This is a genomic window from Streptomyces sp. NPDC001100, assembly GCF_053598575.1.
In genome coordinates this window covers 155,950-181,327 of sequence record NZ_JBSFKO010000001.1, presented here as the reverse complement: position 1 = coordinate 181,327, position 25,378 = coordinate 155,950, and the positions used below count along the sequence as shown (strand labels likewise).

Below are 25,378 nucleotides of genomic sequence, written 5' to 3'. Positions count from 1 at the left end.
ACTGCGCCCCGGACCCCCGCTTCGGCCCTGGAAACTCGCGTCAGCCGCCCAGCTCCTGGTGCCTCGCCGCCAGCGCCGCCGCCCCCTCCTCAGTCAGCGAACCGAACAACCGCAGCCGCGAGATCCCGCCGTCGGGATAGATGTCCACGCGCGCGTGCGTCGCGATCGCCGGCGCGGGGAGTACGAAGCGGTGGTTCGTGTCGGGCTGGAGGCGGGTGCGCGGGAGGATCTCGTGCCAGTCGCCGGTGTCGCCGTCGCGTACCGACAGCGACGCCCAGCCCGCGCTGTTGCCCTTCAGGTACGCCGTGTCGATCTCGACGGCGCGAACCTGGGCCTGGGCGGCGAGGGCGTAGCTGATCCAGTCGTTGCCCCGGTCGCGGCGGCGGCGGGTCTCCCAGCCGTCGTCCATCTTGCGGGAGCGGCCGGGCCGGATGGTGTTGGTGGCGGGTGAGTAGAAGAGGTTGGAGGCGTCCTCGGCCCGGCCGCCGTTCTCCAGGGCGACCACGTCGAAGGTGTCCAGCGCCGCCAGCCACTCGGGGTCGGGGACGACCTCGCCGTAGACCCGTAGGCGTGCGATGCCGCCGTCGGGGTGCTGGTTGACGCGGAGGTGGGTGAAGCACTGTTCGACCGAGATGGAGAAACCGTTCGCCGCGTGGCCGCCGACCGGTGTGCGCGGGACCAGGGTCGTCCACTTCACGTCGTCGGAGAGCAGGTCCTGGGGGGACGGAGAACCCGGCACCGAGGTGGCCTCGACCGACACCGCCTGGGGGTAGTTGCCCCGGAAGTGGGCCGTGTCGACGACGATCCCCCGGATCACGCCGGGCGCGCCGAGCCGGATCAGTGCCCAGTCGTGGTCCTCGGCCGTCGGCCAGGGGTGCTCGGCCGAGGCGCCGCGGCGGCGGCGGGTCTCCCAGCCGTCCATGATCTTGCCCTTGTGGCCGAAGTGCTCGGGGTCGAACTCGGCGGGCCCGGGCACCAGGAGGTTCTCGCGCTGGGCGAAGAACTCGTCGTTGGCGGCGATGACCCCGGCGCCGAGCTGCCGGTCGGCGAGGTCGGCGTACTGGGTGAAGGGGAAGTCGGCCGTGCGGTAGTCCGCGTACGGGTCACCGCCTCCGTAGGGGTTCGCGTCGCCGGTGAAACGAGGAATCGCCGTCACTGAATTTGCCTTTCGGGAGTCGGCCGCTGCGGGTGCGGGGAGGGTGAATCAGGGGGTACGGGTCAGCAGTTGGCCCTTCGGGTCGGTGAACTCGCCGTCCAGCACGATGCGTTCGCCGCGCAGCCAGGTCGACTTCACGACGCCGCTGAGGGTCTTCCCGGCGTACGCCGTGACGCGGTTGCGGTGCTGGAGGGCGGCCGGGTCCACGGTGAACGTCTCGTCGGGCGCGAGGACCGCGAAGTCGGCGTCGCGGCCCGCCTCGATGGCGCCCTTCTGCCCAAGTCCCGCCAGCTGTGCGGTCCTTGACGACATCCAGCGGACCACGTCCTCAAGGTCGTACCCCCGCTTGCGCGCCTCCGTCCACATCGCCGCGAGGCTCAGCTGGAGGCCGGAGATGCCGCCCCACGCGGTGGCGAAGTCGGCGGTCTTGAGGTCGGCCGTGGAGGGCGAGTGGTCCGTCACCACGCAGTCGATCGTGCCGTCGGCCAGCGCCTGCCACAGGAGGTCCTGGTTGGCGGACTCGCGGATGGGCGGGCAGCACTTGAACTCGCTTGCGCCGTCCGGGACTTCCTCGGCGGTGAGGGTCAGGTAGTGGGGGCACGTCTCCACCGTGATGCGCACGCCCTCGGCCTTGGCGGCGGCGATCAGCGGCAGCGCGTCGGAGGAGGAGAGGTGCAGGACGTGCACGCGTGCGCCGAGGCGTTTCGCCTGCGCGATCAGCCCGGCGATGGCCGTGTCCTCGGCGTCGCGGGGCCGACTGGCGAGGAAGTCGGCGTACTTGGGGCCGCCGTGCTGCGGGGCCGCCTCCAGGTGGTGCGGGTCCTCGGCGTGCACGATGAGCAGGCCGCCGAAACCGGCGATCTCACCCAGGGAACGGGCCAGTTGGTCCTGGTCGAGGTGCGGGAACTCGTCCACGCCGGACGGGGACAGGAACGCCTTGAAGCCGAAGACCCCGGCGTCGTGCAGCGGGCGCAGGTCCTTGACGTTGTCGGGCAGGGCGCCGCCCCAGAAGCCGACGTCGATGTGGGCCTTCGCCTCCGCGACCTCCTGCTTGATACGGAGGTTGTCGACCGTCGTGGTGGGCGGGAGGGAGTTGAGGGGCATGTCGATCAGGGTGGTGATGCCGCCGGCCGCCGCCGCGCGCGTGGCGGTCCAGAAGCCCTCCCAGTGGGTGCGGCCGGGGTCGTTCACATGCACATGGGTGTCGACCAGGCCGGGCAGCAGGACGTCGTCGCCGAAGTCCTCGAACCGTGCTCCGGACGGGACTTGGGCGTCGTAGGGGAGAACGGCCGTGATCTTTCCGCCGGTTGCGGCGACCGCCGCGGCTCGCGTCCCCTCGGGAGTGATGACACGTGTGGAGCGCACCACCAGTTCAGCGTCGGACACCCGGACCCCTCTCTGCCGCCGTCGTCGCTTCCGCTGCTTCCGTTACTTCCGGGAAACGGGATTTACGTCCGCGTAACGGAATTCAACGTTCTGTTGAAGGAGTCTTCACTCCAGCTCCCGTACCGTCAAGGGCACACTTCTCCACGATGCGCCCACCGCGCACACTCTGGACGTTTCCACAAAGCGGAATTAAACTTCCGGCAAGCAGAACGTAGCTACGCACAGGCGGGGAGTCAACCGACCCCCGGGTAGGCTTCAGCCCTTCCCGCCCGTGCCGAAAGGAACGCGCCGTGCCGCCGTCCAGCGCCAGCAGCACCGACTCCACCAAGTCCGCCACGGGTGGTGTCCAGTCCCTTGAGCGCGCCTTCGACCTGCTGGAGCGGATGGCCGACGCGGGCGGTGAGGTCGGCCTGAGCGAACTCTCCGCGAGCAGTGGACTGCCGCTGCCCACCATCCACCGGCTGATGCGCACGCTGGTGGTCTGCGGTTACGTCCGCCAGCAGGCCAACCGGCGGTACGCCCTCGGCCCGCGGCTCATCCGCCTCGGCGAGTCCGCGTCGCGACTGCTCGGCACCTGGGCCCGCCCCTACCTCGCCCGGCTGGTCGAGGAGACCGGCGAGACGGCGAACATGGCGCTGCTCGACGGCGACGAGATCGTGTACGTGGCACAGGTGCCGTCCAAGCACTCGATGCGCATGTTCACCGAGGTCGGCCGGCGCGTCCTGCCGCACTCCACGGGCGTCGGCAAGGCCCTGCTCGCCAACACCCCCGACCACGAGGTGCGCGCGCTGCTCGCCCGTACCGGCATGCCGGCCGCGACCGAGAAGACGATCACCACGCCCGAGGGTTTCCTCGCGGCCCTGGAGGACGTTCGCCGACTCGGCTACGCGATCGACGACAACGAGCAGGAGATCGGCGTCCGCTGCCTGGCCGTCTCCGTGCCCAACTCCCCCACCGCCGCCGCGATTTCGATCTCGGGTCCGGCGGGCCGGGTCACCGAGTCGGCGACCGAGAAGATCGTGCCGATCCTCCAGCAGGTGGCCGGCGAACTGTCGGAGGCGCTCGCCAGCCAGAACCCCGCGTGAGCGCCGGGCAGTTCTGGCCGGGCCGGTACACCGACCGGCACGGCGGCGAGGCGGTCGTCTTCGAGTCGGACGGCCGGGAGCTGATCCGCACGACGATCCGGGGCGTCCGCTTCGAGGGCAACAGCATGGACGACCTCGGCGCGCTCGGAGGGGACCCTCCGGACGCCTCGTTCACCTTCTTCGACGGGGCGCTCTGCTCCTGCCTCCTGGAGTGGGAGGTGCCGCTCCCCGTCGCGGTCGAGGGGCAGGGCGTACGTACGGCGGCGCTGGACTGCGCGCTGCGGCTCGGGGCGCCGGGCGGGCCGGGCAGGGGCCTGGACGCTCAGACGCTGACCATCGCCCTGCGTCTGGACGGGCACGAGTACCGGAACAGGCACGGGCAAGGGGACTTCGAGCCGGCGCTGGAAGACGTCCAGCGCCGGCTTCCGGCGGGAGTCCGGCTCCGGGCCTGTATCGCGTGCGCCTGGTCCGACTACAGCCCGCTCGGCAGCGGGCTGATGGGAGGCCTGGCCTGCTTCCGTGACGTCAAGGACCGCTACCGCCGGGTCGACGGCAAGCACGGCGCGACGGGCATCTTCACCCTCTGGGACGAACACACCGAGTTCGTCCAGGAGACCTGGCTGTGCGGGGAGTTCGAGCACCGGTCCGGGAACGCGGGCTACCGCGGAGCGTTCCCGGCGCCGAACTAGCCCTGGCCTCCGCGAGGTTGCCCGAACAGGTCCACGGCGTTGCGTACGTCCGTCAAACCCCTCGTGAGGGCGCTCACGGAGCCGATCGCGCCCGCGATGAGGAGCAACGAGCGGCGCAGGCGCGGGATTTCGGGGATGCCGTCGATGGTCATCGCGGCCAGCGCCGCGAGTTCGTCCTCGGCGATGACGCGGTCGGGGAACTCGGCCGGATGCGCGGCCAGTTCGCGGCGCAACCGGGACACCGCGGTCCGCAGTTCCGCCACTCTCGGATCCTCGTCGCTGCCGGTCACTGGCCTCTGCCCCAAGCTCCGCAACACAGCTCTCCCCCCTCGCACGCCGTCGTGCGCAAGAACTTTGTGATCCCGCCGCGCACCCCGCGACACTGGTCGGGCACCGAGGGACGCGGGCCAGTAAACGCCACCCGGTACGGGCTGCGCCACTCCGCGGACCGAAATTAAGTCGGAGGATTCCGTGCCGTCGGCGCCCGGTCAGGTATGCAGGACCCATGACGCGAAACGAAGACCAGGTGGCCGGGCTGTTGCTCGCCGCCGGGGGCGGCAGGCGGCTCGGCGGGCGGCCCAAGGCGCTGCTGGAACACCGGGGGCGGCCCCTCGTGGAGCACGCGGTCGGGGTGCTGCGCGCGGCCGGGCTCAGCCGCGTCCACGTGGTCCTGGGGGCGCGCGCCGACGCCGTACGGGAGCGGGCGGAGCTGACCGGGTGCGTGGTCGTGGAGAACCCGGAGTGGGAGACGGGCATGGGGTCCTCGCTGCGGGCCGGGCTGGACTCGCTCGCCGGTACGGGGGCGCGGGCGGCGCTCGTGTCGCTCGTCGACCAGCCCGGGATCGGTGCGGAGGCGGTGGCGCGGGTACTGGCGGCCCACCGCTCCGAGGACTCGCTCGTCTCGGCCGCCTACGACGGGGTACGCGGACATCCGGTGCTGTTCGGGGCCGCGCACTGGGCCGGGATCGCCGAGAGCGCGACCGGGGACCGGGGAGCGCGGGCCTACCTCAAGGCGCACGCGGATTCGGTCGTGCTCGTCGAGTGCGGGGATGCGGCCGAGCCGTACGACATCGACACTGAGGCGGATCTCGTCCACCTTGAGTGAACGGGGTGACACTGAGCGCCACTTTGGCTCGATGCGGAGAATCTCGACATCAACAAACCATTGAACTTCCACGATGAGGAAACTAGTATCCACTGTTCAGAAGCGCCCGGCGGCCCTCGGGTGCTCCCCGTCCTACCCGGGTCATCTGGCACCCGGTGCCACGCTCGCTGAAGGAAGTGACAGTTCATGTCCGCACCAGCGCCGTCCTCGCCGGTCGTCGTCGACGCCGAACACCTGCCCCGGCAGGAGGAGGTCCTCACCGCCGAGGCCCTCGCCTTCGTGGCCGAGCTGCACCGGCGGTTCACGCCCCGCCGGGCCGGACTCCTCGCCCGCCGGGCCGAGCGCCGCGCGGAGATCGCCCGCACCTCGACGCTCGACTTCCTCCCGGAGACCGCCGCGATCCGCGCGGACGACTCCTGGAAGGTGGCCCCCTCCCCCGCCGCGCTGAACGACCGGCGAGTCGAGATCACCGGACCCACCGACCGCAAGATGACGATCAACGCCCTCAACTCGGGCGCGAAGATCTGGCTCGCGGACTTCGAGGACGCCTCGGCGCCGACGTGGGAGAACGTCGTCACGGGCCAGCTCAACCTGATCGACGCCTACACCCGAGCCATCGACTTCACCGACCCGGGCTCCGGTAAGTCGTACGACCTGAAGGCGGACGACGAGCTGGCGACCGTCGTCATGCGGCCCCGCGGCTGGCACCTCAACGAGCGGCACCTCCTCGTCGACGGTGAGCAGGTCCCGGGCGCTTTCGTCGACTTCGGGCTGTACTTCTTCCACAACGCCCAGCGGCTGCTGGACCTGGGCAAGGGCCCGTACTTCTACCTCCCGAAGACCGAGTCGCACCTCGAAGCCCGGCTGTGGAACGACGTGTTCGTCTTCGCGCAGGACTACGTCGGCATCCCGCAGGGCACGATCCGCGCGACCGTGCTGATCGAGACGATCACGGCGGCGTACGAGATGGAGGAGATCCTCTACGAACTCCGCGACCACGCCTCCGGGTTGAACGCGGGACGCTGGGACTACCTGTTCTCCATCGTGAAGAACTTCCGTGACGGCGGGCCGAAGTTCGTCCTCCCGGACCGCAACGCGGTGACGATGACGGCCCCGTTCATGCGGGCGTACACCGAACTCCTCGTCCGCACCTGCCACAAGCGCGGGGCGCACGCGATCGGCGGCATGGCGGCGTTCATCCCGTCCCGCCGGGACGAGGAGGTCAACAAGGTCGCCTTCGAGAAGGTCAAGGCGGACAAGGACCGTGAGGCGGGCGACGGTTTCGACGGCTCCTGGGTGGCCCACCCGGACCTGGTGCCGATCGCGCTGGCCTCCTTCGACGCGGTGCTCGGCGACCGGCCGAACCAGAAGGACCGGCTGCGCGAGGACGTCGACGTCAAGGCCGCCGACCTGATCGCCGTGGACTCGCTGCACGCCAGGCCGACGTACCCGGGGCTCGTCAACGCCGTTCAGGTGGGCATCCGATACATCGAGGCGTGGCTGCGCGGGCTCGGCGCGGTCGCCATCTTCAACCTGATGGAGGACGCGGCCACCGCAGAGATCTCGCGCTCGCAGATCTGGCAGTGGATCAACGCGGACGTCGAGTTCGAGAACGGCGAGAAGGCGACTCCCGAGCTGGCGCGCAGGATCGCCGCCGAGGAGCTGGAGAACATCCGTGCCGAGATCGGCGCCGACGCGTTCGCCGCGGGCCACTGGCAGCAGGCCCACGACCTGCTCCTGGAGGTCGCGCTCGACGCCGACTACGCGGACTTCCTGACCCTGCCGGCGTACGAGCAGCTCAAGGGCTGAGGCCCAACGACCGCGGGAAGAAACTCACTTGTCCGAGTGGCCCAGGGACTTCTCCGGGGCCACTCGGTCACGTACGAGCTGCTTCACGGCCGTGGGCTCGGGGAAACCCTGCACACGACGGTCCCACACGACCTCGTCGTTGACGCGGACGACGAAGACACCGCCGGTGCCGGGCTTCAGGGAGAGTTCCGTCAGCTCGGTCTCGAAGGTGGTCAGCAGCTCCTGCGCCAGCCAGGCGGCGCGCGGCAGCCAACGGCACTGGGTGCAGTACTCGATCTGAACTCGTTGGGTCATGCCCGTCGTCTTCCCGTCATCCCAGGTGTACCGACCAATCCTGTTCCGCCGCCGGCTTCCCGTGCAGGTCGGGGACCCGCTTGAGCCAACTCGGGCGGCCCTGCTGTGTCTTCGCCGCGCGCCGGGCCTCCTCGGCGGCGAGTTCCTCCCCGCTGGGGAAGTCGGTGGGCAGCCAGGCCGCGGAGGCACGCACGCGCGCGTGGAGGTGGTCGACGTACGCCTCCCGGACGAGGTCGGGGGTCGCGAGGCCCGGTTCGCCGGCCAGCCAGGCGTCCGGCACCTCGGCCACGATCCGGCGCAGCAGCTCCTCGGTCACCCGGGGCGCGAGTTCCGCGTCGGCGGCCCGGGTGTCGGGCGTGTAGCGGCCGAGGGCGTGGTGGCGGAAGTCGTAGGCCTTCGTGGGGTCGGCGCCGTCCCAGCGGTGGTGGAAGACGAGGGCGGCGCCGTGGTCGATGAGCCACAGGCGCGGGGGCGCGATGCCGAGGGTCGGCCAGATCATCAGGTTGGAGCTGTGGACCGTACGGTCGACGTTGACGGTCAGCGCGTCGAGCCAGACGATCCTCCCGGCCTCCAGCGGGTCGACCGTGCAGCGCGCGGCGACCTCCGGGGTGAAGTCCCGCGCGCCCGGCAGATAGTCCATACCGAGGTTCAGTCCCGCGCTCGCGCTGTGCAGGTCCCGGACCTCCTGGTGCGGTTCCCCGTCGGCGATCTCCGGGTCGAAGTGCACGAGCACCAGCTCGGGGAAGCGCAGCCCGAGGGCGCGGGCCAGTTCCCCGACGATCACTTCGGCGACCAGCGCCTTGCGGCCCTGCGCGGAGCCGGTGAACTTCACGACGTAGGTGCCGAGGTCGTCGGCCTCCACGACTCCGGGGACGGAGCCGCCCGACCTCAGCGGGGTCACGTATCGGACAGCGGTCACTTCGCGCAGCACACCGGTCAGGGTATGTCAGGCGCTCACCCGGCCAGCGGGCTGGGCACCGGCAGATAGCGCGCGTCGGCGCCGTCCGCGCCTGTCCAGCGCAGCAGCAGATTGGTCTTGCCGGGCAGGGTGGGTGAGACGAGGAGTTCGGCGATCCCGGGAAGGTCGGACCGCCGGGCCAGTTCCGCGCGGACCGCGGGCCAGGGGTCCAGCTCCGGGTGGCGTTCGGCGAGGACTCCGGCGACCTCCACGAGATGGTTGACGACCAGGCAGTACACCAGCCGCTCCCACCCGGCGGCCCGTTCCACGTCCGGCAGCAGCTTCACGCCCTCCGCGTCCCGGTACAGCGCCTGCACGGGCGTTCCGTCGGCGTCGACGGCGACCACCGTGTTCTGCAGATGCGCTTCGAGTACGACGCCGTGGTCCGCGAAGGCGCCCAGCGCGGGGGGTACGACCTGCCGCAGATACGCCTTCCACCAGGCCGCCGGGTCGGCCGCGGCGGAGAGCGGGTCGCCCTCGAAGCCCTCCACCAACGCCGCCGCGAGCAGCGGGGTGGTGCCGGGCAGCACGTGGTCGCGCAGACCGTCGCGGACCAGGACGGCGAGTTCCTCGAAGGCGAAGGCGGCGGTGCGGTAGCCACGGTCGCTCAGCCAGCCGGCCGGGCCGCCCGTCGCCGCGAAGGCAGCCCGGACGGCCGCGTCGGTGCGCCGGAGTTTCAGCAGGTCGTGGCGCCAGAGCCGGCGCACGTCGTTGGTGATGCGCACGTCCAGGCTGAACTTGAGGAACAGGTCGTCGGCGGGGCTGTAGACCGTGCGGATCGCGGCCGTGGGCCACGCCTCGGTCGCGGTCGTACCGAGCCGGATCAGCCGGCCGTCCGCGAAGGCGTCCGAGAGTCCGTCACCGACGAGGTCGAGCTGCCAGGGGTGGGCGGGCAGCAGCCGGTAGCCGGGGGGAGCCTCGCCCAGCGCGTCCAGCGCCGACACGTCCCCCTCCTCCACGACGGCGTCCTCGCGCAGCCCGAGCAGCACCAGCGGGAAGCGGGCGTACGCCTCCGGGGCGTAGGGCAGCCAGCCCGAGACGGGGCCGCCGCCGCGGGCCTTGGGCGCGGGATGGTAGGGATGGCCGGTGATCAAGGACTGTTCGGAGCGGAGATACGGGTCGTCGGGCGCCGTCGCCCGCTCGCGCGCGGCGAGCAGCGCGGCGATCGCGTCACGGCTGTCGGTCATCTCGGCGGGCAGGTCGTGGTTGGACACCCCGGTGTGCCCGCGCAGCTCGTCGGCGACGAGTTTCACGAGTTCGGGGTGGCCGACGCGGTGCCAGTCGCCGTTCGCGTACACCTCGGGTTCGGCGGGCCGCCGCGCACCGCGAACCCGCAGCAGCCGGCCGCTCGCCGGCAGCCGGTACACCCGCCGCTCCCCGGGATCCGGAAGTGGCCGGGCCACCTCCCGGAGCAGACAGTTGAGCAGGGGCGCCGCAGCGTACGCGTCGGCCCGCTCGGCCGTGCCGGCGCCCGGAGGTGTGAAGTCGACGCGATCCATTCGTTCCCTAAGTCCGTGTCCTGTGATCGCGATCAGTATGTCTCTCGTCGTCACCGACCCTGACGCCCCGTCCGCACCCGAGGAGTCGACCGTGGACCGTCCCCCGCATCCCGAGGCAGAGGTGGCCGAGGAGCTCGCCGCCGTACGGCCCGACCTCCTGCAACGGTACGCGGCCGAGCTGCCCGGCGCCCGTGCGGCGGTCCTCACCCGGCTGTGGCGGGCGCTCGCCCACGAGCCGCTGCCGTGGATCACCGGCCGGTCCCCGGGCCCGGTCCTGCGGCTCTCCGGCGGCCGGACGCTGCACGGCCCGCCCGCCGATCCGTACGCGACCGCCGCGTACGTCACCGTCGTCCACCTCGACGGCACGGCCTACGACGATCCGGCGCGGCTGATGACCGACCTCGCGGTGCCGCACGGGACGGCCTTCGCCACCGAACTCGGACACAGCGTCGCCTCGTTGGCGCTGTCGCGGGCCAACCAGCCCACGCACACCCAGGAGTGGCCGGAGCACGACTGGGAGTGGGAGCAGCGGATCGTGGACGGGCATCCGTTCCACCCCAACTGCCGTTCCCGGCCCGGGTTCTCGGTGTCCGAGCAGCTCGCGTACGGGCCCGAGCACCGGCCGGTGGTGGCGCTGGGGTCGGTGCCGGTGCGGGCCGAGGAGTGTCTGCTGACCGGCGTGTGGCCGGACGAACTACGGGACGCGGGGAGGCTGTTGATCCCGGTGCACCCCTGGCAGTCGGCCCATGTGCTGAAGCGGGCGGGGGACGCTCCGGTGGACGCGCATCCGCTGATGTCGCTGCGCACGCTGGCCCTGGCGGGCGGTACACACGTCAAGACCGCCTTGAGCGCCCGGCTGACGTCCTCGGTGCGGGACATCTCGGTCTACTCGATCGGTCTGTCGGCGGCGTTGTCGGCGTTCGGGGAGACCCTGGCGGCGCGCTCGGACGGCCTGTTGCACGTCACCCGCACCCTGGGCGCCGCCACGGCCGACTCCCCCGATCTGGCGGCCGTGCTGCGGGAGTCGCCGCAGACGTACGCGGACACGGAAGCAGGTGAGCGGGTGCTGCCGGTGGCCGCGCTCGCGACCACCGACCTGCCCCGATCGCCCGCCTGGCTGGCCGAGTTCACGCGTCTCGCCCTCGTCGTCGGTCTGCGGCTGCTGGAGTCCGGTGTGGCCCTTGAGGCCCACGGTCAGAACCTGCTGGTCGTGCTGTCACGGACGGGTGCCCCGATCCGTCTGGTCTACCGCGATCTCGCCGACATCCGGGTGAGCCCCAAGCGCCTTGCCCGGCACGGGATTCCGGTCCCGGAGCTGAGCGGACGGATCGTCACCGACGATGAAACGACCCTGCGCCGCAAGCTGTTCGGCTCGCTGGTGGCGGGCGCCCTCGCGGGCACGGCCGGTTCCGGTACGGCGCTCAGGGCTGCGCTGGCCACCGTCGTACCGAAGCTGGAGCGGACGCCCGACCTCCTCGCGCTCCTCCGACAGCCGCTGCCCACCAAGGCGTTGACCCTGATGCGGCTGTCGCCGGAGCTGTCCGGGGACCAGTGGACGGGGCTGCCGAACCCGCTCGTTTTGGAGCCCGGTCCATCTGATCAATAGGATCCGGCGATGATCACAAGACAACGGCTGGCGGCGGGGATCTGTGCCCTGCTCGCCACCCTCTCGGCTGGGGTCGCCTTCCCGGCCGGAGCGGTCGCCGACGAGACGGACTCCACGGCCTCCCCCAAGGTCGAACTCGTGCTGGACGTCAGCGGATCCATGAGCGCCAAGGACATGGACGGCGGCTCCCGGATGGCAGCGGCGAAGCAGGCGTTCAACGAGGTGCTCGACGCGACACCCGAGGAAGTGCAGCTCGGCATCCGCACCCTGGGCGCCAACTACCACGGCAACGACCGCAAGACGGGCTGCAAGGACACCGCGCAGCTCTACCCGGTGGGCACCCTGAACCGCACCGAGGCCAAGACCGCGGTGGCGACGCTCCAGCCCACCGGCTGGACGCCGATCGGGCCCGCGCTGCTCAAGGCGGCGGACGACCTGAACGGCGGTGACGGCACCCGCCGTATCGTCCTGATCAGCGACGGCGAGGACACCTGCCAGCCGCTGGACCCGTGCGAGGTGGCCCGCGAGATCGCGGCCAAGGGCATCGGCCTGACCATCGACACCCTGGGTCTGGTGCCGGACGCCAAGACCCGCGACCAGCTCAGCTGCATCGCGGACGCGACCGGCGGCACGTACACCTCGGTGCAGCACAAGGAGGAACTCTCCGACCGGGTGGGCCAGTTGGTGGACCGCGCGGCCGACCCCGTGGTGACTCCGGTCGCCACCGAGGGCACCGCCCAGTGTTCCAGCGCCCCGGCCCTCAAGTCCGGGCTGTACACGGACCGCGAGGAGTTCGGCAAGCAGCGCTTCTACCGCGTGGACGTCGACCCGGGCCAGGAGCTGCGCGCCTCGGTCAGCGTCGGCGCCGACCGTGAAGTCAACCCGGACTACGGGGTGTTGCTGCGGGCGGTCACCGTGCACGGCCGTGAGATCGTGCGCGGCGAGGGTACGGGCAACGGCCGTACGGACGTCATCTCCACCGGCCTTCGCTACCCGAAGGCGGAGAGCGACGACGACAACGCACCGGCCGAGACCGTGTGTCTCCAGGTCACCAACTCCTTCTCGGCGGCCTCCGGTGTGAAGACCACGCCCGGTCTGCCGCTGGAACTGACCGTCGACGTCGTGGACGCGCCCAGCAGTTCGAGCGACGTGGCCTCCTTCGGCCTCGGCCGCGGCTGGTGGCTGCTCGGTGCCCTCGTGCTGACCGGCTTCGTCGCGGGTCTGCTCTGGGGCTGGCTGTCGCGCTGGCGTCTCGCGGTCTGGAGGACCAACTGATGCGGATCACACGTGTGCTGAGCACGGCCCTGCTGCTGGCGGGGATGGCGGCGGGCCCCGCGATGGCGGACTCCTCGCCCTCGGCGAGCGCCTCCTCCTCCGACGGCGGTTCGGCCCCGACCCAGGCCGGCACTTCCTTCCGTACGGCCACGGAACTCGACCAGGGCCGGCAGGCCACCGCGAGCGGCTCCACGGGTGACTACCTGTACTGGTCGTTCGCCGCGGACGCCGGTCAACGCCCCACCGTCAAGGCGACGGTGAAGCTCCCGGACACGCACGCCGGCGAGACCTGGCAGCTCGATGTCTACGACGGCCTGCGGCGCCGCCAGGCCTGCCAGTACGGGGCCGCGACGCGCACCGCGGCGCAGGGCACCGCCTCCCTGGACCTGGCGTGCACGCTGCGCACGGTCCGCGCCTGGTCGGAGCAGTGGGCCAACGACCCCTTGCCCGGCACCTATTACGTCCGGCTGACGGTCGTGGACCTCCAGTCCTCGGACCTGGGCCAGCCGGTGAGCACCGAACTGCGCGTGGACTCCGAGGACATCGGCGGTTCGGCGGCGGTGGACGGCTCGCTGGCGGAGCCGCTGACACCGGGGATCGCGGTCAAGTCGTCTTCGGACGAGGACAGTTCGTCGTCGACGTCGGCCGCGCTGTCGAGCATCGAGCCCGACGGCGGCTGGTCGTCGGGGTGGTGGTCGGACCGCTGGGTGTGGACCGGCATCGGCGGTGTGCTGGCCGCGCTCGCGGGGATCGGCGGGTATGCGTTGACGCGGGGGTCGGGACGGCCTCGGCGGGTACCGCCACCTGGTATGTGACGTCTCGTCAGAAGGCCCGCCCCTGGCGGGCCTTCTGCCATTTCGAGGCGCTTCTCAGGCCTCCCGCAGGGCCTTCGCGAGCGTGCCGTCGCCGCTCACGTCGATGCGTCCGGCGCGCACCCCTTCGGCAAGGCTCAACTCCCCCTGGGCGACGGCCGTGCACGTCTCGACGCCGAGGACCAGCCGGGCGTCGGGCTCGACGGGCGCGGGCCCTTCCCCGTAGACCGCATCCTCTTCGCCCTCCCCCACCCGCAGGTGGAACTCCCCCTCCTCCAGCCGGACTTCGACCAGCCCCTCGCCGTCCAGCGCCCGCAGCAGCGGCAGCGCGAACCAGTGGGCGCGCACCGCGTCGGTGGGCCGCCGCTCCCCCAGCTCGGGTGCGCCCCAAGCGCCGAGGGCTTGCAGCACGGGCAGCAACTCCCGCCCCCGTGAGGTGAGTTCGTAGACGAAGGCGGCACCGGGCGGCGGCAGCCGCCGTCGGGTGGTGAGCCCGTCCCGCTCCATGTCCTTCAGCCGTGAGGCGAGTACGTCCGTGCTGACACCCGGCAGATCGGCGTGCAGGTCCGTGTAGCGGCGCGGTCCTGCGAGGAGTTCGCGGACGATCAGCAGGGTCCAGCGGTCGCCGACGAGGTCGAGGGCCCGGGCCGCGGAACAGTACTGGTCGTAGCTTCGGCGAGGTGACATGCGACGCAGTCTAGACATGTTGTTGGACTTTCCAAGCTCACACTTGGTAAAACCAAGCAACACACGAACCCGATGGGGCGAGGGCGCAATGGAGTTCCGGCAGTCGAGCAAGCTCAGCGAGGTCTGTTACGAGATCCGCGGTCCGGTGATCGAGCACGCCAACGCACTGGAGGAGGCGGGCCACAGCGTCCTGCGTCTGAACACCGGCAACCCCGCGCTCTTCGGCTTCGAGGCGCCCGAGGAGATCATCCAGGACATGATCCGGATGCTCCCCCAGGCGCACGGCTACACGGACTCGCGGGGCATCCTCTCGGCCCGCCGCGCGGTCGCCCAGCGCTACCAGACCCTGGGGCTGGAAGTCGACGTCGACGACGTGTTCCTGGGCAACGGAGTCTCCGAGCTGGTTTCCATGGCCGTACAGGCGCTCCTGGAGGACGGCGACGAAATCCTCGTCCCCGCCCCGGACTTCCCGCTCTGGACGGCGGTGACGACCCTCTCCGGCGGCAAGGCGGTGCACTACCTCTGCGACGAACAGGCCGACTGGTACCCGGACCTGGACGACATGGCGGCGAAGATCACCGACCGCACCAAGGCCGTCGTCATCATCAACCCGAACAACCCCACCGGCGCCGTCTACCCCAAGGAGATCGTCGAGGGCATCCTCGACCTCGCCCGCCGGCACGGCCTGATGGTCTTCGCCGACGAGATCTACGACCAGATCCTCTACGACGACGCCGTGCACCACTCGGCCGCCGCGCTCGCCCCCGACCTGGTCGTCCTCACCTTCTGCGGGCTGTCGAAGACGTACCGGGTGGCCGGGTTCCGCTCGGGCTGGCTGGTGGTGACGGGCCCGAAGCAGCACGCGAAGAACTATCTGGAGGGCCTGACGATGCTGGCCTCCATGCGGCTGTGCCCCAACGCGCCCGCGCAGTACGCCATCCAGGCCGCGCTGGGCGGCCGGCAGTCCATCCGCGACCTGACCGTTCCGGGCGGGCGGCTGCACGAACAGCGCAACGTGGTGTGGGAGAAGCTCAACGAGATCCCCGGGGTCTCGTGCGTCAAGCCGAAGGGCGCCCTGTACGCGTTCCCCCGGCTCGACCCCAAGGTGCACAAGATCCACGACGACGAGAAGTTCGTCCTGGACCTGCTGCTGAGGGAGAAGATCCAGGTGGTCCAGGGCACCGGCTTCAACTGGCCCACCCCCGACCACTTCCGCATCCTCACGCTGCCGCACGCGGACGACCTGGAGGCGGCGATCGGCCGGATCGGGCGGTTCCTGGGCGGGTATCGCCAGTAACCTCGCCCGGCCCTGGGTAGCTCCTCCGCATGACAGACCGCCCGCTCCTGCTCCTCGATGTCGACGGCCCGCTGAACCCGTACGGCGCGCGGTTCCTGCGCCACCGCGGCTATGTCAACCGCCGGATGTGGCCGCCGAACTGGGCGGCCCGCCAGCGGGCCGGCTCGCGGCGGCTGCGGCGCGGGCTGCGGGTACGTCTGCACCCGGGGCACGGCGAGCGCATACTGGCGCTCCCGTACGAGCCGGCCTGGGCCACCACCTGGATGCACCACGCCAACGAGATGATCGCACCGGTGATCGGACTCCCCGGCGACCTCCCGGTGATCGAGTTCACCGACCTGTTCGCGAAGGACCCGGAAGGGCTGTACTGGAAGACCCGGCAGGTCGTGGCGTGGGCGGCCGGACGGCCCTTCGTCTGGGTCGACGACCTGGTCACCGACCTGGACGTACGGCATGTCGAGGCACACCATGACGGGCCGTCGCTCCTCCTCAAGGTGGATCCGCGCCGGGGGCTGCGCGAGACCGATTTCGCGACGTTGGAGCAGTGGGCCCATAGCCTGTGAGGTATGGGTGATCTTTTCCTGGTACGGCACGGAGAGACCGAATGGTCCCGGTCGGGGCGGCACACCGGCTGGACCGATGTCCCGCTCACCGCGAAGGGGCGGGCGGAGGCGCGCGGTCTCGTACCGCTGATCCGCTCGCACCGGGTCGGCGCCGCGTTCGTCAGCCCGTCGCAGCGGGCGCGGGAGACCGCCGAGCTGATCGGTCTGACGGACGTACGGATCGACCCGGATCTGCGGGAGTGGGACTACGGCGGCTACGAGGGGATCACGACCGTCGAGATCCAGCGCACCCGGCCGGACTGGTTCCTGTTCTCCGACGGGGTCGCGCCGGGGCCGCCCGACCATCCCGGGGAGAGCCCGGAGCAGGTGGGGCGGCGCGCCGACCGTGTGCTGGCGAAGGTCGACGCGGCGCTCGCCAACACCGAGGGTGTGGTGGTGCTGGTGGCGCACGGTCATTTCCTGCGGGTCCTCACCGCGCGGTGGCTGGGGCTGCCGCCGTCGGGCGGGGCGCTGTTCCAGCTGGCGACCGGGACCCTGGGCCGGCTGGGCACGGAGCACGGGCGGCCGGTGATCGCCGCCTGGAATGTCAGACCCCCGTCGTAGCCTTCGAATGAGCCGCGGACACCCGTCGACGCGGCGGGGAGGAGCACGCCGTGACACGACCGCCGACCGCCACGCAACGGCGTGTCATCGAGGCCGCCGATCCCGTCACCGGACGGCTGCGGGGTACGGAGGCGCAGCTTGCCGCACTGGTGAAGCGGGGGCTTGCGTTCCGGCATCCGCGCCCGCCGCACGACCACTTTCTGACGCCGACGGGGCATCGCGTACGGGAGGCGCCGCCCGAGGTCGCCGAGCCGGTCGCGGAGACCCCCGCGACCGCCGGGGTCTTCGCCGCCCGGATCGGCGGCGAGGATCTGCCGGACACCGGACCGGCCCGCACCCGTGAGGTGCACAGTGCCTGGCAGGGGCTGCTGGAGCTGCGCCGGATGACCAATCCGGACGGCTCCGTGGACCGGCCGTGCGGCTGGGAGCGTGCGCACCTGGTGCAGGCCGCCGCGCTGGCCCTGGAGGCGGCGGGGCACCGGCCCGCCGGGCGGGACGGCACGGAGGGCTACCGGGTGCGGGCGACCCCGCAGCCCGAGGCCGTCGCGGTGCGCGACCCGGACGGGGCGGCGCTGCGCGCCTGTGCGGGGACGCTGGAGCGGGCGGGCTGGCAGGTGAGCGAGCACAACGAGCCGCGTACGGGGGCGAGTTATCTGCTGGCCTCGCCGCGGAGAAGCTGAGGGGCGTGCCAAGATCGGTGCGGCAGACCGTCCGTCAGTACGAGTTCCGTCCGTACGAGTTCCGTCAGCATGAGAAGGGAACGCAGTGAGCGAGCCGTTTTCCGTCCCGGTGACCGTCCGCGGATACGAGACCGACAGCCTGGGGCACCTCAATCAGAGCGTGTATCTGCAGTACGCGGAGCATGCCCGCTGGGCGCTGTTGCAGGCCGCGGGGGTGGGTCAGGCCGAATTACTCGCCGAGGGGATCGCGCCGGTCGTGCTGGAGACGACCATCCGCTATCTGCGGGAACTGCGCGCGGGCGACGAGGTCCAGGTGAGCTGTGTCTTCGAGTGGGGTGAGGGCAAGACGTTCCGGGTCACCCAGACGATCACGAAGACCGACGGCACGGTCTCCGCGGAGGTCGCGTCGGTCGGCGGGCTGCTGGACCTGAAGGAACGCCGGCTGGCCGCCCGCCCCCGGGAGTACTACAAGCGGTTGACCACGGACCCGGGCCTGTTCGGGCTCTGAGCCGGAGCGCCGTCACCCTCACTCCGGATCGTGCTCGGTGTCGTAGGCCGCGCGGGACTCGGCGATGTAGATCCGGTTGCGCTCGGCCCAGTCCGTCAGCCGTTGCAGTGTCTCGTGCAACTCCTGGGCCACCGGGGTGAGTTGGTACTCGACCTTGGGCGGCACGGTCGGGAAGACGGTGCGGGTGACGAGTCCGTCGCGCTCCAGGTTGCGCAGCGTCAGGGTCAGCATGCGGCGGCTGATGCCCTCGATGCTGCGCTCCAACTCGGTGAAGCGGATGGGGCCGTGGGCCGCCGCGACCAGGATCTGCACGCTCCATTTGCCGGCGACCCTGTCAAGAACCTCGCGCACCGGGCAGGCGTGCGCGTTCACGACCTGGGCGGTTACACCGGTGTTCCCCTGGGCCATCGAAGTGCCTCCTTCTGCCGACCTCCATGGTTCCCCACGATGGTCCCCGTTACAAGTCGTGCACCTATGGGTGCAACGGAGAACCATGGAGGCCACAAGCCATGTCGACCCTGTCCGAGGCACCACCGCGAGAGCTGGACCGAACGTACTCCCGCTGGGCGTCCCTCGTCGTCCTGTGCGCGGGGACGCTGATGACGATCCTCGACGGCAACATCGTCACGGTCGCCATGCCGGCGATCCAGCGTGACCTCGGGTTCTCCGGGCCGGGGCTCGCCTGGGTCGTGAACGCCTACATGATCCCGTTCGGCGGACTGCTCCTCCTCGTCGGCCGGCTGGGCGATCTGGTGGGCCGCAAGCGGATGTTCACGGCGGGCCTCGCCGTGTTCACCGCCGCCTCCGTCCTGTGCGGGCTCGCGACGAGCCAGGGCATGCTGATCGCGGCCCGGGCGGTGCAGGGCGTCGGCGGGGCGATGGCGTCGGCGGTCGTCCTCGGGATGCTCTTCGCGCTCTTCCCCGAGCCGCGTGAACTGGCCCGCGCCATCGCGGTGTTCAGCGCGGTCGGCGCCGGCGGCGGAGCCCTCGGCACCTTCCTCGGCGGGGCACTCACCCAGGCCCTGAACTGGCACTGGATCTTCCTGATCAACCTGCCGATCGGGATCGCGGCCTGGTTCGCCGCCGTCCGCGTCCTCGCCCCGGAGCAGGGCGCCGGACTCGGCCGGGGCGCCGACTACCCGGGCGCCGCGCTGGTCACCGGAGCGCTGATGCTCACCGTGTACGTCATCGTCGGCACCGGCGCCCGCTCCCTCACCGCCACCCTGATGCTGGCCGCCCTCGCCCTGGCGCTCTTCGTGGCCTTCACCGTCCGCCAGGCCCGGGCCGCCCGCCCGCTGCTGCGCCTGCGGCTGTTCCGCTCCCGGCTGCTGACCGGCGCGAACGCCGTGCAGATCCTGATGATCGGCACGATGTTCGGCTTCCAGTTCATCGGCGCGCTGTACGTCCAACGCGTCCTGGGCTTCAGCGAGTTGCTCACCGGTACGGCGTTCCTGCCGGCGCCGGTCACGATCGGTGTCCTGATGCTGGGCCTGTCGGCGCGGACCATCGGCCGCTTCGGCGCGTACCGGGTGCTGCTGGCCGGGCTGGTCCTGATCGTCGCGGGCATGGCCCTGCTGAGCCGCGCCCCCGCCGACGGCTCCTACGTCGCCGACGTCCTGCCGCCGCTGCTCCTGCTCGCCACCGGGTTCGCCGCCGCGATGCCCGCGCTGACCGGGCTCGCCATGTCGGGGGCGCGGGAGGAGGACGCGGGACTGGCCTCCGGGCTCTTCAACACCACGCAGGTGGTGGGCGGTTCACTGGGGCTCGCGGTGCTGTCGACACTGGCGGCGGGCCGGACCGACGGACTGGTCGCCCGGGGCGCGGAGTTGATCCCGGCGACGGCGGCGGGGTACCAACTGGCGTTCCGGGTCGCGGCGTTGATCGCGGCTGCGGCGCTGGTGCTGGCGGCGGGGGTGCTGCGGGGGCGGCGCGACTGAAGCCCCCGCAGGAGCTCGGGTCACTCCTTCCCGAACTCCTCCCCGAACGCCGCCCTGTGGTCCTGGGCCCACTCCCGGTAGGTACGCGCCGGGCGGCCCAGGACCTCCCGCACGTCCTCGGTGACGACCTCGTTGCCGCCGTTCCTGACGAACTCCCTGCTGATCTCGGAGGCGTCGACGAACGTGTCGCTGTAGCCGAGACCGAGCAGATACTCACGCGCCTCGGCCGAGGACAGGTCGCGCGCCTCGACGGGGCGCCCGAGGACCTCGGCCAGCTCGGCGGCCTGGTCCGGCACGCTCAGCACCTCGGGTCCGGTCAGCGTGTACGTCCGCCCCGAGTGGCCCGCGTCGAGCAGTGCGGCCACCGCCACCTCGGCCACGTCACGCGGGTCGACGACCCCCTGACCGCCGGTGCCGCTCGTGTTCGGCAGCGGGGTGCCGGCCCGCACGGATGCCGCCCAGCCGAGCGTGTTGGAAGCGAAGGCGGAGGGGCGCAGGATCGTCCACTCCAACCCGCTGTCCCGCACGGCCTGTTCACCGGCCACGTGCCAGCTGCCGACCGGTCCGACGGCGGGGTCGCCGGTGCCGATGCCGGAGAGCTTCACAATCCGGCGCACGCCCGCCGCCCGCGCGGCCTCGACCAGGCCCCGGTCGTGCTCCGCGTCGTCCGGTCCGAACACGCCCACCAGGAAGGCGACTTCGGCACCGGTCAGCGCCGCTTCCACGGAGGCCCGGTCGGCGGGACCGCCCCGTACCGTCTCCACCTCCGAGGGAATCCGGGCCTTCTCGGGGTCCCGGGTCAGGGCGCGCACCTTCTCGCCGCGCGCCACGAGCTGTCGTACGACCTCGCTGCCGATGGTGCCCGTGGCACCCGTCACTAGGATCATGACCACCACGGTGGGCGGGCAGGGGTCTTCGGTTCTAGGAGATTCCGGCACGTTCCGGGGCCCGGTGCGGGCCGTCGGCGCGCTTACCGTGGAGGGGTGACCAACGCCGACGTGTCCGAACGGGAGTTGCCCCTGCCGGACGAGCTGCGCCCCTGGATCGCGCGCATCGCCGATCTGACCGTGAACCGCCTCCCGGTGGAGCCTTTCGTCCATCTCCCGGACCCGGCGACGAAGTTGGTGGTCCGCGTGGAGGGGAACGGCCGCCGCAGCGTGCTCGTCGTCGGACCGCGCGTCCGGGCCACGTACCACGCGGCCAAACACCTCGTGGCCTGCGCGGAGTTGTGTCTGACGCCGGGCACCACACGGCCGCTGCTGGGCGTTCCGGCCGTCGATCTCGTCGGCCGGGCCATGCCGCTGGGCGAGCTGCCCGGCCGGGTCGCCCGCCAACTGGACGCCGAACTGCGCGGACTGGAACCGGACGCGGCCGTCGCCCGACTCACGGAGGTCGTCCCCGCCCGCCTCACCGCCGTCGCGGACTCCGCACGCGCCGAACTCGTCCGGGCGGGCGTCGACGCGATGTCGATCCGCACCGGTCACCTGCCCGGCCCGGTACCCGCGGTCGCCCGTGAACTCTCCGTCAGTGAGCGGCAGTTGCGCAATCTGTTCGCCGAGGGGGTCGGTCTCTCCCCCAAGCACTACGCCCGTATCAACCGGGTGCGCGCGGTGGTGGCCCACGCCACCGAACTCTCCTGGGCCGAACTCGCCGCCGTCACCGGCTACTACGACCAGTCCCACATGGCGTCCGACTTCCGTGCCCTGATGGGTGTCCCGCCCCGGTCGTACTTCACGGGCCGGCTCCCCGAGGCCATGCCCTGCCGGGCGGTCGGGCACGGCTGAATTCGGGTGCGGACCACCCCGTCCACCTGCGATGCTCCGGCCCATGCCCGCACGACGCGTCAGGCCCAGCCTGTACATCTCCATCGACATCGAGGCGGACGGCCCGATCCCTGGCCCGTACTCCATGCTGAGCTTCGGCGCGGCCGTCGCCGGGACGCAGGACGTCGACGGGTTCACCGCGGCGGACCCGGAGAAGCTGACCTTCTACCGAGAACTGCGGCCGATCGGCGAGGAGTTCGTGCCCGAGGCGCTGGCGGTGAGCGGGCTCGACCGTGACCGGCTGCGGACCGAGGGGGCCGAACCCGCCGTCGCGCTCGCCGAGTTCAGCACCTGGGTGCGTGAAGTCGCCGCGGGCGCCCAGCCGGTGATGTGCGGCTACCCGGCGTCGTACGACTGGATGTTCCTGTACTGGTATCTGATCCGCTTCACCGGTGCGAGCCCCTTCGGGCACTCCGGCTGCCTCGACTTGAAGACCTTGTACGCGACGAAGGCCCGGCTGCCGCTGCGCGCCGTCGCCAAGGGCACGATGCCGCGCGAGCTGCTGTCCCGGCGGCGGCACACCCACCATGCCCTCGACGACGCGATCGAGCAGGCCGAGCTGTTCGCCAACCTCATGGCGTGGCCGGGGAGTTCACAGTGACTCGCCGGCGCCGTACGGGAGCAGCCGACCGGTGCGGGGCGCCTCCGGTGTCTTCTGCCGCCGGCCGAGGTGGTTGAAGACCAGGTTCAGGACCACCGCCGCCACACAGCCGGTGGAGATGCCCGAGTCGAGGACGATCCTGACGGTCCCCGGGAACGCGTGGTAGAAGTCCGGTGCCGTGATCGGGATGATGCCGACGGCCAGCGAGACCGCCACGACCAGGACGTTGTCGCCCTTCTCCAGGCCCGCCTTGACGAGGGTCTGGATCCCGCTCGCGGCGACCGAGCCGAACAGGACGACGCCCGCGCCGCCCAGCACCGGGCGCGGCACGACGGCGATGAGCGACGCGGCCGTCGGGCACAGGCCCATCAGCACCAGAAAGCCGCCGCCCGTGGCGACGACGTACCGGCTGCGGATGCGGGTCATGGCGACCAGGCCGATGTTCTGGGCGAAGGCGCTGCACATGAAGCCGTTGAAGAGGGGGCTGATCGCCGATCCCAGGGTGTCGGCGCGCAGGCCCGCGGCGATGGTCGCCTCGTCCGCGGGGCGGTCGACGATCTCGCCCAACGCCAGCATGTCCGCGGTGGATTCGGTCATCGAGACCACCATCACGACGCACATGGAGACGATCGCGGCGAGCTGGAACTGCGGTGCGCCGAAGTGGAAGGGGGTGGGGAAGCCGATCACGCCGGCGTCCGCGACCGGGGCGAAGTCCGTTGCGCCGAAGGGCATCGCGAGGAGCGTTCCGGCCAACAGGCCGAGCAGGACGGCCACTTGCCTGGCGAAGCCGCGGGTGCAGCGGCGGAGGACCAGCACGATGACGAGGGTCGCGGCCGCGAGTCCCAGGTTGGTCGTCGAACCGTAGTCGTGCGCCGAGGGGTCGGGCCCCTGCGCCCAGCCGAAGGCGACCGGCAGCAGGGACACGCCTATGAGGGTGATCACGGTGCCGGTGACGACCGGCGGGAAGAAGCGGACCGCCCTGCTGAAGAAGGGGGCGGCGAGGAACCCGAGCAGACCGGCGACGATCACCGCGCCGAAGATGACGGGCAGCGCGTCCGACTTGTCCTTGGTGGAGGCGGCGATCGCGGTCATCGGGGCGACCCCGGCGAAGGTGACGCCGTTGACGAAGGGCAGCCGGGCGCCGATCCTCCAGATCCCGAGGGTCTACAGGAAGGTGGCGAGACCCGCGGTGAAGAGGCAGGCGCCGGTGAGGAAGGTGAGTTCGGCGCCGGAGAGGCCGACGGCCGCCCCGACGATCAGCGGCGGGGCGACGACACCCGCGTACATGGCGGCCACGTGCTGCAGTCCCGTGGTGGCCATCTTGAGGACGGGGAGTTTCTCGTCGACGGGATGGACGACTGGTCGGGCGTCGGGATGGGTGGTCACGGCGGCTCCTCCGGGCGGGTAACACGTCGGCTCTGACGTGGGTTTCAGGAGGTGGTACGCGGTCGTGCGGGACCGGGAGGACGGGACGGAACCCAGCAAAAGGGGTGGGTAAGGCCGTTCCGGGGCGCGCACATCCATGCACGCCCCGGCCACGGCCACCGGATGAGGGCCGTCCCCCTCAACCGGAGATCTTGGGTCGGCCGTCCTGCCGACCTGCCGACCTGCCGACCGCTCAGCCCTGCGCGGCGATCCGCGCCAGCCGCCGGGCCTCTTCCCGTGTGGAGCGGGCGACGGCGTCCTCGTCGACGTGCAACAGGCGGTTGTTCTCGACGATCTGACGGCCGTTCACGAACGACGCGGTGACCGGGGCCGCCGCGCCGAAGACCAGCGCGGTCACCGGGTCGGCGATCGAAGTGTGGGCCAGGGTGTCCAGGTTCCACAGCACCAGGTCGGCCAGCTTGCCCGGCTCCAGGGAGCCGATCTCGCCCGCGCGGCCCAGGACCTGGGCGCCGCCGTAGGTTCCGAGGCGCAGCGCCTGGCGGGCGGTGAGGGCGGCCTCGCGGTGGGCGCCGAGTCGGTTGATGAGGAGCGCGTTGCGCAGCTCGGTGTGGAGTTCGCCGGACTCGTTCGAGGCGGTGCCGTCGACGCCGAGGCCGACCGGGACGCCGGCGGCGAGCATGTCGGGGACGCGGGCGATACCGGCCGCGAGGCGGGCGTTGGACGAGGGGCAGTGGGCGACACCGGTCTTCGTGCGGGCGAAGGCGGCGATGTCCGAGTCGTTCATGTGGACGCAGTGCGCCATCCACACGTCCTCGCCGAGCCAGCCGGTGGACTCGAAGTAGTCGGTCGGTCCCATGCCGAACAGTTCCTTGCAGAACTGCTCCTCCTCGACCGTCTCGGAGCCGTGCGTGTGCAGCCGTACGCCGAGTCCGCGGGCCAACTCGGCGCCCTGCTTCAGCAGTTCGGTCGAGACGGAGAACGGTGAGCAGGGGGCCACGGCGACCTGGGTCATCGCGTCGAAGGAGGCGTCGTGGTGTTCCCGTACCGTCGCCTCGGTCGCGGCGAGCGCGCCCTCCAGGGTCTCCACGGCGAAGTCGGGCGGCAGCCCGCCGTCCTTCTCGCTGCGGTCCATCGAGCCGCGGGCCAGCGTGAAGCGGACGCCCGTCTCGCGGGCGGCGCCGATGATGGCGCCGGACAGGTCGCCGGAGCCCTTGGGGAAGACGTAGTGGTGGTCCATCGCGGTGGTCACCCCGCCGCGCGCCATCATCGCGAGGGAACCCTGCGCGGCGGCGCGGACCATCGGCTCGTCGATGCGCGCCCAGGTCGGGTACAGCGCGACCAGCCAGTTGAAGAGGTTGTGGTCGGTGGCCAGACCCCGGGTGATCCACTGGTAGAAGTGGTGGTGGGTGTTGACCAGGCCGGGGGTCACCAGGTGACCGCTCGCGTCGATGCGCCGCACCACATCGGTGAGCCCCTCGGGGGCGCTGCCCGCGCCGAGCGACTCGATGCGGTTGCCGGCGATGACGAGATACCCGGTGGCGTACTCGGTGTCGGCGGCGTCCACCGTCGCGATCGCACAGTTCTCGATGACGACACGCTGAACCATCGTTACCATCGTT

Annotated in this window: 25 protein-coding genes and 1 pseudogene; 15 read left to right on the top strand and 11 right to left on the bottom strand. The window is 71.4% G+C overall.

Annotation, left to right across the window (positions count from 1 at the left end; all coding sequences use genetic code 11):
• Positions 1 to 40: 40 nt before the first annotated feature.
• Both alc and allB read right to left on the bottom strand, forming a co-directional pair.
• Positions 41 to 1,156: an allantoicase gene (alc, locus tag ACWDEW_RS00860; protein WP_450508296.1), complete on the bottom strand. Its 1,116-nt coding sequence runs from the start codon at positions 1,154 to 1,156 to the stop codon at positions 41 to 43.
• Positions 1,157 to 1,204: 48 nt separating this feature from the next.
• A complete protein-coding gene (allB, locus tag ACWDEW_RS00855) occupies positions 1,205 to 2,542 on the bottom strand; it encodes an allantoinase AllB (protein ID WP_450508294.1) in 1,338 nt (445 codons plus the stop codon).
• Between the two features lie 290 nt (positions 2,543 to 2,832).
• On the opposite strand from allB, the gene ACWDEW_RS00850 reads away from it, so the two are divergent.
• Both ACWDEW_RS00850 and ACWDEW_RS00845 read left to right on the top strand, forming a co-directional pair.
• On the top strand, positions 2,833 to 3,627 hold the full coding sequence (locus tag ACWDEW_RS00850) for an IclR family transcriptional regulator (RefSeq protein WP_359613303.1): 795 nt from the start codon (positions 2,833 to 2,835) through the stop codon (positions 3,625 to 3,627).
• Positions 3,624 to 4,316, top strand: coding sequence for a DUF6304 family protein (locus tag ACWDEW_RS00845; protein ID WP_450508291.1), 693 nt, complete (start codon positions 3,624 to 3,626; stop codon positions 4,314 to 4,316). Before ACWDEW_RS00850 ends, ACWDEW_RS00845 begins: the two co-directional genes overlap by 4 nt.
• On the opposite strand, the gene ACWDEW_RS00840 is transcribed toward ACWDEW_RS00845, so the two are convergent.
• The gene (locus tag ACWDEW_RS00840) at positions 4,313 to 4,606 is read right to left on the bottom strand and encodes a DUF5955 family protein (RefSeq protein WP_235029506.1); all 294 of its coding nucleotides are present in this window, start codon (positions 4,604 to 4,606) and stop codon (positions 4,313 to 4,315) included. The two genes, ACWDEW_RS00845 and ACWDEW_RS00840, sit on opposite strands and share 4 nt — an antisense overlap.
• A gap of 215 nt (positions 4,607 to 4,821) precedes the next feature.
• On the opposite strand from ACWDEW_RS00840, the gene ACWDEW_RS00835 reads away from it, so the two are divergent.
• Both ACWDEW_RS00835 and aceB read left to right on the top strand, forming a co-directional pair.
• Entirely contained in the window at positions 4,822 to 5,421 is a 600-nt protein-coding gene (locus ACWDEW_RS00835) for a nucleotidyltransferase family protein (protein ID WP_450508290.1), read from the top strand.
• A 186-nt stretch (positions 5,422 to 5,607) separates the two neighbouring features.
• Entirely contained in the window at positions 5,608 to 7,230 is a 1,623-nt protein-coding gene (aceB, locus tag ACWDEW_RS00830) for a malate synthase A (protein WP_450508289.1), read from the top strand.
• Between the two features lie 24 nt (positions 7,231 to 7,254).
• On the opposite strand, the gene ACWDEW_RS00825 is transcribed toward aceB, so the two are convergent.
• The 3 genes from ACWDEW_RS00825 to ACWDEW_RS00815 are packed head-to-tail and all read right to left on the bottom strand — an operon-like array spanning position 7,255 to position 9,981.
• Entirely contained in the window at positions 7,255 to 7,524 is a 270-nt protein-coding gene (locus tag ACWDEW_RS00825) for a SelT/SelW/SelH family protein (RefSeq protein WP_359613297.1), read from the bottom strand.
• A gap of 16 nt (positions 7,525 to 7,540) precedes the next feature.
• On the bottom strand, positions 7,541 to 8,455 hold the full coding sequence (locus ACWDEW_RS00820) for a HipA family kinase (RefSeq protein WP_450508287.1): 915 nt from the start codon (positions 8,453 to 8,455) through the stop codon (positions 7,541 to 7,543).
• Positions 8,456 to 8,478: 23 nt separating this feature from the next.
• Positions 8,479 to 9,981, bottom strand: a complete 1,503-nt coding sequence (locus ACWDEW_RS00815; RefSeq protein WP_450508285.1) for an IucA/IucC family protein — start codon at positions 9,979 to 9,981, stop codon at positions 8,479 to 8,481.
• A gap of 37 nt (positions 9,982 to 10,018) precedes the next feature.
• On the opposite strand from ACWDEW_RS00815, the gene ACWDEW_RS00810 reads away from it, so the two are divergent.
• Genes ACWDEW_RS00810 through ACWDEW_RS00800 form a run of 3 tightly spaced genes read left to right on the top strand, consistent with a single transcriptional unit; the run spans position 10,019 to position 13,677 of the window.
• Positions 10,019 to 11,587 carry an IucA/IucC family protein gene (locus tag ACWDEW_RS00810; protein WP_450508283.1) on the top strand — a complete coding sequence of 523 codons (1,569 nt, stop codon included), beginning with the start codon at positions 10,019 to 10,021 and terminating at the stop codon, positions 11,585 to 11,587.
• A 9-nt stretch (positions 11,588 to 11,596) separates the two neighbouring features.
• Positions 11,597 to 12,862 carry a VWA domain-containing protein gene (locus ACWDEW_RS00805; protein ID WP_450508282.1) on the top strand — a complete coding sequence of 422 codons (1,266 nt, stop codon included), beginning with the start codon at positions 11,597 to 11,599 and terminating at the stop codon, positions 12,860 to 12,862.
• Positions 12,862 to 13,677, top strand: coding sequence for a hypothetical protein (locus ACWDEW_RS00800; RefSeq protein ID WP_450508280.1), 816 nt, complete (start codon positions 12,862 to 12,864; stop codon positions 13,675 to 13,677). Before ACWDEW_RS00805 ends, ACWDEW_RS00800 begins: the two co-directional genes overlap by 1 nt.
• 54 nt (positions 13,678 to 13,731) lie before the next feature.
• On the opposite strand, the gene ACWDEW_RS00795 is transcribed toward ACWDEW_RS00800, so the two are convergent.
• Positions 13,732 to 14,361: a winged helix-turn-helix transcriptional regulator gene (locus ACWDEW_RS00795; RefSeq protein ID WP_450508278.1), complete on the bottom strand. Its 630-nt coding sequence runs from the start codon at positions 14,359 to 14,361 to the stop codon at positions 13,732 to 13,734.
• An 88-nt stretch (positions 14,362 to 14,449) separates the two neighbouring features.
• Here ACWDEW_RS00795 and ACWDEW_RS00790 point away from each other — a divergent pair, with 88 nt between their 5' ends.
• The 5 genes from ACWDEW_RS00790 to ACWDEW_RS00770 all read left to right on the top strand — a co-directional run bounded on the left by ACWDEW_RS00790 (position 14,450) and on the right by ACWDEW_RS00770 (position 18,012).
• Entirely contained in the window at positions 14,450 to 15,658 is a 1,209-nt protein-coding gene (locus ACWDEW_RS00790; RefSeq protein ID WP_450508276.1) for a pyridoxal phosphate-dependent aminotransferase, read from the top strand.
• Positions 15,659 to 15,687: 29 nt separating this feature from the next.
• Positions 15,688 to 16,221, top strand: a complete 534-nt coding sequence (locus ACWDEW_RS00785; protein ID WP_450508274.1) for an HAD domain-containing protein — start codon at positions 15,688 to 15,690, stop codon at positions 16,219 to 16,221.
• A gap of 3 nt (positions 16,222 to 16,224) precedes the next feature.
• Entirely contained in the window at positions 16,225 to 16,824 is a 600-nt protein-coding gene (locus ACWDEW_RS00780) for a histidine phosphatase family protein (RefSeq protein WP_450508272.1), read from the top strand.
• Positions 16,825 to 16,874: 50 nt separating this feature from the next.
• The gene (locus ACWDEW_RS00775) at positions 16,875 to 17,504 is read left to right on the top strand and encodes a hypothetical protein (RefSeq protein ID WP_450508270.1); all 630 of its coding nucleotides are present in this window, start codon (positions 16,875 to 16,877) and stop codon (positions 17,502 to 17,504) included.
• Positions 17,505 to 17,589: 85 nt separating this feature from the next.
• Positions 17,590 to 18,012 (top strand): acyl-CoA thioesterase, encoded by a 423-nt coding sequence (locus ACWDEW_RS00770; RefSeq protein WP_450508268.1) that lies wholly within the window; start codon positions 17,590 to 17,592, stop codon positions 18,010 to 18,012.
• An 18-nt stretch (positions 18,013 to 18,030) separates the two neighbouring features.
• On the opposite strand, the gene ACWDEW_RS00765 is transcribed toward ACWDEW_RS00770, so the two are convergent.
• Entirely contained in the window at positions 18,031 to 18,420 is a 390-nt protein-coding gene (locus ACWDEW_RS00765) for a winged helix-turn-helix transcriptional regulator (protein WP_450508266.1), read from the bottom strand.
• Between the two features lie 101 nt (positions 18,421 to 18,521).
• On the opposite strand from ACWDEW_RS00765, the gene ACWDEW_RS00760 reads away from it, so the two are divergent.
• On the top strand, positions 18,522 to 19,949 hold the full coding sequence (locus ACWDEW_RS00760; RefSeq protein WP_450508264.1) for an MFS transporter: 1,428 nt from the start codon (positions 18,522 to 18,524) through the stop codon (positions 19,947 to 19,949).
• 20 nt (positions 19,950 to 19,969) lie between these two features.
• Here ACWDEW_RS00760 and ACWDEW_RS00755 read toward each other — a convergent pair whose 3' ends face one another.
• Positions 19,970 to 20,836, bottom strand: a complete 867-nt coding sequence (locus ACWDEW_RS00755) for an SDR family oxidoreductase (RefSeq protein WP_450508262.1) — start codon at positions 20,834 to 20,836, stop codon at positions 19,970 to 19,972.
• Between the two features lie 96 nt (positions 20,837 to 20,932).
• Between ACWDEW_RS00755 and ACWDEW_RS00750 the strand changes: the two genes are divergently transcribed.
• Together ACWDEW_RS00750 and ACWDEW_RS00745 are read left to right on the top strand one after the other, a co-directional pair.
• Entirely contained in the window at positions 20,933 to 21,733 is an 801-nt protein-coding gene (locus ACWDEW_RS00750; RefSeq protein ID WP_450508260.1) for a helix-turn-helix domain-containing protein, read from the top strand.
• 43 nt (positions 21,734 to 21,776) lie between these two features.
• The gene (locus tag ACWDEW_RS00745; RefSeq protein WP_450508258.1) at positions 21,777 to 22,373 is read left to right on the top strand and encodes a 3'-5' exonuclease; all 597 of its coding nucleotides are present in this window, start codon (positions 21,777 to 21,779) and stop codon (positions 22,371 to 22,373) included.
• Here the strand turns inward: ACWDEW_RS00745 and ACWDEW_RS00740 are convergent.
• Together ACWDEW_RS00740 and ACWDEW_RS00735 are read right to left on the bottom strand one after the other, a co-directional pair.
• Positions 22,365 to 23,693 (bottom strand): annotated as a pseudogene (locus ACWDEW_RS00740) (nucleobase:cation symporter-2 family protein). The gene ACWDEW_RS00745 and the pseudogene ACWDEW_RS00740 sit on opposite strands and share 9 nt — an antisense overlap.
• A 298-nt stretch (positions 23,694 to 23,991) precedes the next feature.
• Positions 23,992 to 25,365, bottom strand: a complete 1,374-nt coding sequence (locus tag ACWDEW_RS00735; RefSeq protein WP_450508256.1) for an 8-oxoguanine deaminase — start codon at positions 25,363 to 25,365, stop codon at positions 23,992 to 23,994.
• Positions 25,366 to 25,378: the final 13 nt, after the last annotated feature.